At 49.8% G+C, this 5,561-nt stretch carries 6 protein-coding genes; 4 read left to right on the forward strand and 2 right to left on the reverse strand.

Annotated features, from left to right (window positions below):
• The first annotated feature begins 216 nt into the window (after positions 1–216).
• Entirely contained in the window at positions 217–1,077 is an 861-nt protein-coding gene (gene folD, locus AAY72_RS09935) for a bifunctional methylenetetrahydrofolate dehydrogenase/methenyltetrahydrofolate cyclohydrolase FolD (protein WP_057787236.1), read from the forward strand.
• A gap of 72 nt (positions 1,078–1,149) precedes the next feature.
• Here the strand turns inward: folD and cysS are convergent, their stop codons facing one another.
• Positions 1,150–2,529, reverse strand: coding sequence for a cysteine--tRNA ligase (cysS, locus tag AAY72_RS09940; RefSeq protein WP_057787229.1), 1,380 nt, complete (start codon positions 2,527–2,529; stop codon positions 1,150–1,152).
• Between the two features lie 135 nt (positions 2,530–2,664).
• On the opposite strand from cysS, the gene AAY72_RS09945 reads away from it, so the two are divergent.
• The gene (locus tag AAY72_RS09945) at positions 2,665–3,162 is read left to right on the forward strand and encodes a peptidylprolyl isomerase (protein WP_057787231.1); all 498 of its coding nucleotides are present in this window, start codon (positions 2,665–2,667) and stop codon (positions 3,160–3,162) included.
• Between the two features lie 15 nt (positions 3,163–3,177).
• Complete coding sequence (locus AAY72_RS09950) at positions 3,178–3,924, forward strand: UDP-2,3-diacylglucosamine diphosphatase (RefSeq protein ID WP_057787232.1); 747 nt, start codon at positions 3,178–3,180, stop codon at positions 3,922–3,924.
• A gap of 6 nt (positions 3,925–3,930) precedes the next feature.
• On the opposite strand, the gene AAY72_RS09955 is transcribed toward AAY72_RS09950, so the two are convergent.
• On the reverse strand, positions 3,931–4,716 hold the full coding sequence (locus AAY72_RS09955) for a tRNA-(ms[2]io[6]A)-hydroxylase (RefSeq protein WP_057787234.1): 786 nt from the start codon (positions 4,714–4,716) through the stop codon (positions 3,931–3,933).
• A 200-nt stretch (positions 4,717–4,916) separates the two neighbouring features.
• Here AAY72_RS09955 and AAY72_RS09960 point away from each other — a divergent pair, with 200 nt between their 5' ends.
• Entirely contained in the window at positions 4,917–5,516 is a 600-nt protein-coding gene (locus AAY72_RS09960; RefSeq protein WP_008984206.1) for a Yip1 family protein, read from the forward strand.
• The last annotated feature ends 45 nt before the right edge of the window (positions 5,517–5,561 follow it).

The raw sequence follows: 5,561 nt of genomic DNA on the forward strand, positions 1-5,561 counted from the left end.
AAGCTGCGCCAATCACCGACTATGCTGCACTGCTGCAACGGGGCGGAATATTAACGCCCGCGACCTGTAGCGTCAAACTATTTTTTGCTAATTTCAGCCGATTGGCGATTATTTGAACCTAAAGCGAGAAAAAACGGCGGTTGCCGATCAAGGATGGCAGAAAAGCGGCTGCTGTGCGAAAATACTGCTTTCAAAACTGGCGGGAATTCAGCAGGCATGACAGCACAAATTATTGATGGTAAAGCCGTTGCCCAGGCAACAAAAGATAAGGTCGCAGCACAGGTTCGGGCAAGGGTTGCCGCCGGTAAGCGTGCGCCAGGTCTGGCAGTGGTGTTAGTCGGCCTGGATCCGGCATCGCAGGTTTATGTCGGCAGCAAGCGTAAAGCCTGCGAGGAAGTGGGTTTTCACTCGGTGTCCTATGATTTGCCGGCAGATACCAGCCAACAGCAATTATTCGATTTAATTGATCAGTTAAATCACGACCAAAGCGTCGATGGTATCCTGGTTCAGCTGCCCCTGCCTGCCGGTTTAGATGCATCAGCCATTTTAGAGCGGATTGACCCCAGAAAAGATGTTGATGGTTTTCATCCCTATAATATAGGACGCTTGGCACAGCGGATGCCGGCACTGCGCCCCTGTACGCCGAAAGGCATTATGACCCTGCTCAATAGCACCGGTGTTAATATTAAGGGTATGGAAGCAGTGGTGGTTGGTGCTTCCAATATTGTAGGCCGGCCAATGGCGCTGGAGCTGTTGCTGGCTGGCTGTACCACTACCGTATGCCATAAATTTACTAGAAATCTGGAGCAGCAGGTACGGCGCGCCGATTTACTGGTGGTGGCGGTCGGCCGGCCGGAGTTTATTCCGGGTGATTGGGTGAAACCTGGTGCTTTAGTGGTCGACGTCGGCATCAACCGTTTGGATACGGGTAAACTTGTCGGCGATGTTGACTATGCCAATGCTGTTAAGCATGCCCGCTATATCACACCGGTACCGGGTGGTGTCGGCCCAATGACCGTTGCCAGCCTGATTGAAAATACTCTGGAAGCCTGCGAACTGTATCATGACGCCAGCTAAGCTGCGCTAATTTATCAAGCCAATAAAAAAACCGCAGTAAAGCGGTTTTTTTATTGGCTATGGCGACAGGCTTTAAGCTTTACGCCAACTGGTGACACCGTTTTTATCTTCCAGCACTATCCCAAGCGCAGTCAGCTCGGCGCGGGCTGCATCGGCTGCCGCCCAATCTTTCGCGGCACGGGCGGCGTTACGCTTCGCGATTAAGGCTTCAATTTGCCCTATTTCATCATCCGAAGCGCCGGATTTTAAGAAGGCTTCAGCATCACCCTGTAAAATCCCCAGCACGCCGGCCAGAGTTTGTAACACCGCAGCTAAATCAGCGGCTTTGGCCGGCTCAGTGGTTTTAAAGCGGTTTACTTCGCGCGCCAGTTCAAATAACACTGGTAAGGCTTCAGGGGTATTAAAATCATCATCCATCGCCGCTTTAAAGCGTGCGACATAGTCATTATTTAAATCGACCTGAGTTGCCGGCGTAATATCCCGCAGCGCATTATATAACCGTCCCAGCGCCGCATGTGCCTGCTCTAGATTCTCTTTTGAGTAATTCAGCTGACTACGGTACTGGCTGGATAATAAGAAGTAACGTACCGCCTCGGCATTGTACTGCGCCAGCACTTCTTTGACGGTAAAGAAATTACCCAGCGATTTGGACATCTTCTCTTTATCAACCTGCACCATACCGGTATGGATCCAGGTATTAACGTATTTATGGCCATGGGCACAGGTCGACTGGGCAATCTCATTTTCGTGATGCGGAAACTGTAAGTCTGAACCGCCACCATGAATATCAAAATGCGCGCCTAAATGTTTGGCACTCATGGCCGAACACTCGATATGCCAGCCTGGTCGGCCATTGCCCCACGGTGATTGCCAGTACGGCTCACCCGGCTTGGCCGTTTTCCACAACACAAAGTCCAGTGGATCGTCTTTGCTATCCGAGACTTCTACCCGGGCACCGGCTTGCAACATCTCCAGATTTTGCTGGCTCAATTCGCCATAGGCGTCATATTTGCTGACATCAAACAGCACATCACCATCTTTGGCGATATAGGCATAGCCTTTATCCAGCAACTGCTGCACCATCAGGATAATCTCCTGCATATGGCCAGTTACCGTCGGTTCAATATCTGCCGGCAGCAAGCCCAGCGCGTTGAAATCGGCATGCATAGCCTGGGTAAAACGGGCCGTTAAGGCATCACAGCTTTCGCCATTTTCAGCCGCACGTTTAATGATTTTATCGTCAACATCAGTGATATTGCGCACATAGGTCACATCATAGCCACAAAACCGTAAATAACGGTTAATCACATCGAAAGCGACATAGGTACGGGCATGGCCAACATGACAGTAATCGTAGATGGTAATACCGCAGACATATAAGCCCACTTTGCCCGGCGTAATAGGGGTAAAGACTTCTTTTTGACGGCTTAAGGTGTTGTAAATCTGCAGCATGCTTTCCTCGTAATTGCTGGCCCGATAAAAAGGGAGCTAGTGTAACATTGCCGGACAAGGCCCGCTATCCTTGCTTTGTTTATCACGGCGGCTGCGCTAGAATAGGCGCACTTTAACCTGACAGGACCCGATACTATGGTTAGCTTACATACCAATTTTGGCGTAATTAAACTGCAACTGTTCGCCGACAAGGCCCCCGTTACTGTTGAGAACTTTTTAAGCTATGTAAAAGATGGCTTCTTCGACGGTACCATTTTTCACCGCGTAATTGACGGCTTTATGATCCAAGGCGGCGGCTTTACTCCGGATATGGATCAAAAAGACACCAAGAAACCCATTAAAAACGAAGCCAATAACAAGGTTTCGAATAAAAAAGGCACCATTGCGATGGCTCGTACCAGCGATCCGCACTCGGCCACCTGCCAGTTCTTTATCAATGTTGCCGATAACAACTTCCTGGATTTCAGCTCAGAGAGCTCGCAAGGCTGGGGTTACTGTGTATTTGGTGAAGTGATTGAAGGCATGGACGTGATTGATAAAATCCGTAAAGTTCGTACCGGTCGCTTTGCCGGCCATGCCGATGTACCAGTAGAGCCGGTCGTAATCGAGCGCGCTGAGCTACATAGCGCTTAAGCGGTATTTACGCTGATGGCGTATACGCTTTTTATTGCCGATCTTCATCTGGCAGCAGACAGGCCTGATATTACTCAGGCCTTTTTGCATTTCCTCGCTGCTGAAACGCAGCAAGCCGATGCGCTCTATATTCTGGGTGATTTATTTGAAGTCTGGATTGGTGATGACAATCCGGAGCTATTACTGGCAGAGGTTGCTGCAGCACTCAAAGCGCTCAATAAGCAGATGCCGGTATTCTTTATTCACGGCAACCGTGATTTCTTATTAAAAGCGCGTTACGCCAAGCAAGCCGGCATGACCTTATTGCCGCAGCAGCAGGTGATTGATCTCTATGGTACCCCTACGCTGATTATGCATGGCGATAGCCTCTGCACCCTGGATCTGGCCTATCAGAAATTCCGCCGCTGGTGGGATCAACCCTGGTGGCAGACGCTGATGTTGTCGTTACCACTTAGCATACGACAGCGGATTGCCCGTAAAGCCCGCGAGAAAAGCGCCAAAGCGAAAGCGCAATATCTGCGACAAGATGCCGCGACTATTATGGACGTGACACCAGAAGAAGTGCCAAAAGTGATGGCGCAATTTGGCGTGCAGAAACTGATCCATGGCCATACCCACAGACCGGCAGTACATCAGCTACAAGTTAATGGTCAGGCAGCAGAGCGTTATGTGCTGGGTGACTGGTATACGCAAAGCAGCTATCTGAAAGTCAGCCCTGAACAGTGGCAACTGGTATTTGATCCGCTGCCAGCGAAATCCTGATTAGTCTCAGGCGATCGCCTGCAGGCTTGCGGCTGGTACCCCACTATGGAACTTAAAATCCGTATCCGGGCTTAAAATCAGCTCGGCTTCAACTTCGGCAAAAAACGCCACCCGCGCGCTGATATCGCTACCGGCAATCTGCTGTGCCAGACTCAGATAATCCTGATAATGACGCGCTTCCGAACGCAGTAGCGAAATATAAAAATCACCAATTGCAGCAGGCAATAAAGGCGCTAAGCGCGCGAAACGCTCACAGGAGCGCGCTTCAATAAAGGCACCACAAATCAGTTTGTCGACCAGCGCATTTGGCTCAAAAGTACTGACGTGCCTGAGCAAACCTTTGGCGTAGCGACTGGAGGTGATTTTGTCGTACGGCACGCCAAACTGCTGCATCATTTCCAGCACCTGATAAAAATGGTGTAGCTCTTCTTTAATCAGCAACACCATCTTATCGATCAGTTCCTGGCCGTAAGCCGAACTGGCTTTTGGCAGCATCGACTTTTTCAGCTTATGCTCAGCCAGTTGCTGCCAGTCACCGAGCTGGCGATAGGTGAAGTCTTCGTATGGCTTTAGCCATTGCAACAAAGCTTCAGCGCTTTGCTCATCTACCACATAGCGACGAATTAAAAACATCGCTGATTGCGCCGCCTTAAGCTCACAAATCAGATGATCCGTTAGTAACACCGGTAAGGATTCAGCTTTCGCTGCCTGCTGCAACCAGGCGTCTGGCGTGCTGCATCGCAAAAAATGGTTAATCGGTTCCAGTAAGCTTTGATATTCGGTAGTTAGCATCGGCACGTCGCTTGAAAAAACAGGCGCAGATTATAACCAAAGCCGTCCCGCCCTGCCAGCAACGGCGTGGCTATGAAATAGTGGTTAAATTGTCAACAGCACACTTGACTAACCCCCTGCCATAAACCATAACTTATATACGGGCAACTGCGTTATTGTCCGGACAAGGGTGCAGTTTTGCAGTAATAAGGATAATAATTATGATTCTAAACCATTTATGGGGCTTGTATGCCCACCCGAAAGAAGAGTGGCATACCATTGATGCCAGACACGAAAGCTTCCGCTACAGCATGATGCATATCCTGCTGGTTGCACTGATCCCATCTATTTGTGCCTACTATTCGGCAGTACACTTAGGTTGGAGCATCGGCGTTGGCGAAAAAATCTTTTTAACCGCTGAAAGTGCCCGCCTGATGGCAGTGGCAATGTATATCGCCTTAATCGCCGGCGTCTTTGCATTGGGATTGTTGGCTCACTGGATGGCTCATACCTTTGGTGCCGAACCAACCTATACCCAAACGCTGGAACTGGCGTCCTATACTTCAACACCGCTGTTTATGGTTGGTTTAGCTGCCCTGTATCCAGAACTGTGGTTTGTGATGATGGTCGGTTTAGCCGGTTTAGCCTACTCAGTTTATTTGCTCTATGTCGGCGTACCGATTCTGATGCATATTCCGGAAGAGCGCGGCTTTATCTACGCTAGCTCAGTGGTGACCTGCGGTCTGGTATTGCTGGTTGTCGTCCTGGCGTCTACCGCCATCTTGTGGAGCTCGGGTTATGGCCCGGCTTTTACACACTAATAAAGAAAAATTCCAGCTAAGACAAGATCGAGTAGGAGGCGGGAT

Source organism: Alishewanella sp. WH16-1, from assembly GCF_001441695.1.
GTDB classification, from domain to species: domain Bacteria; phylum Pseudomonadota; class Gammaproteobacteria; order Enterobacterales; family Alteromonadaceae; genus Alishewanella; species Alishewanella agri.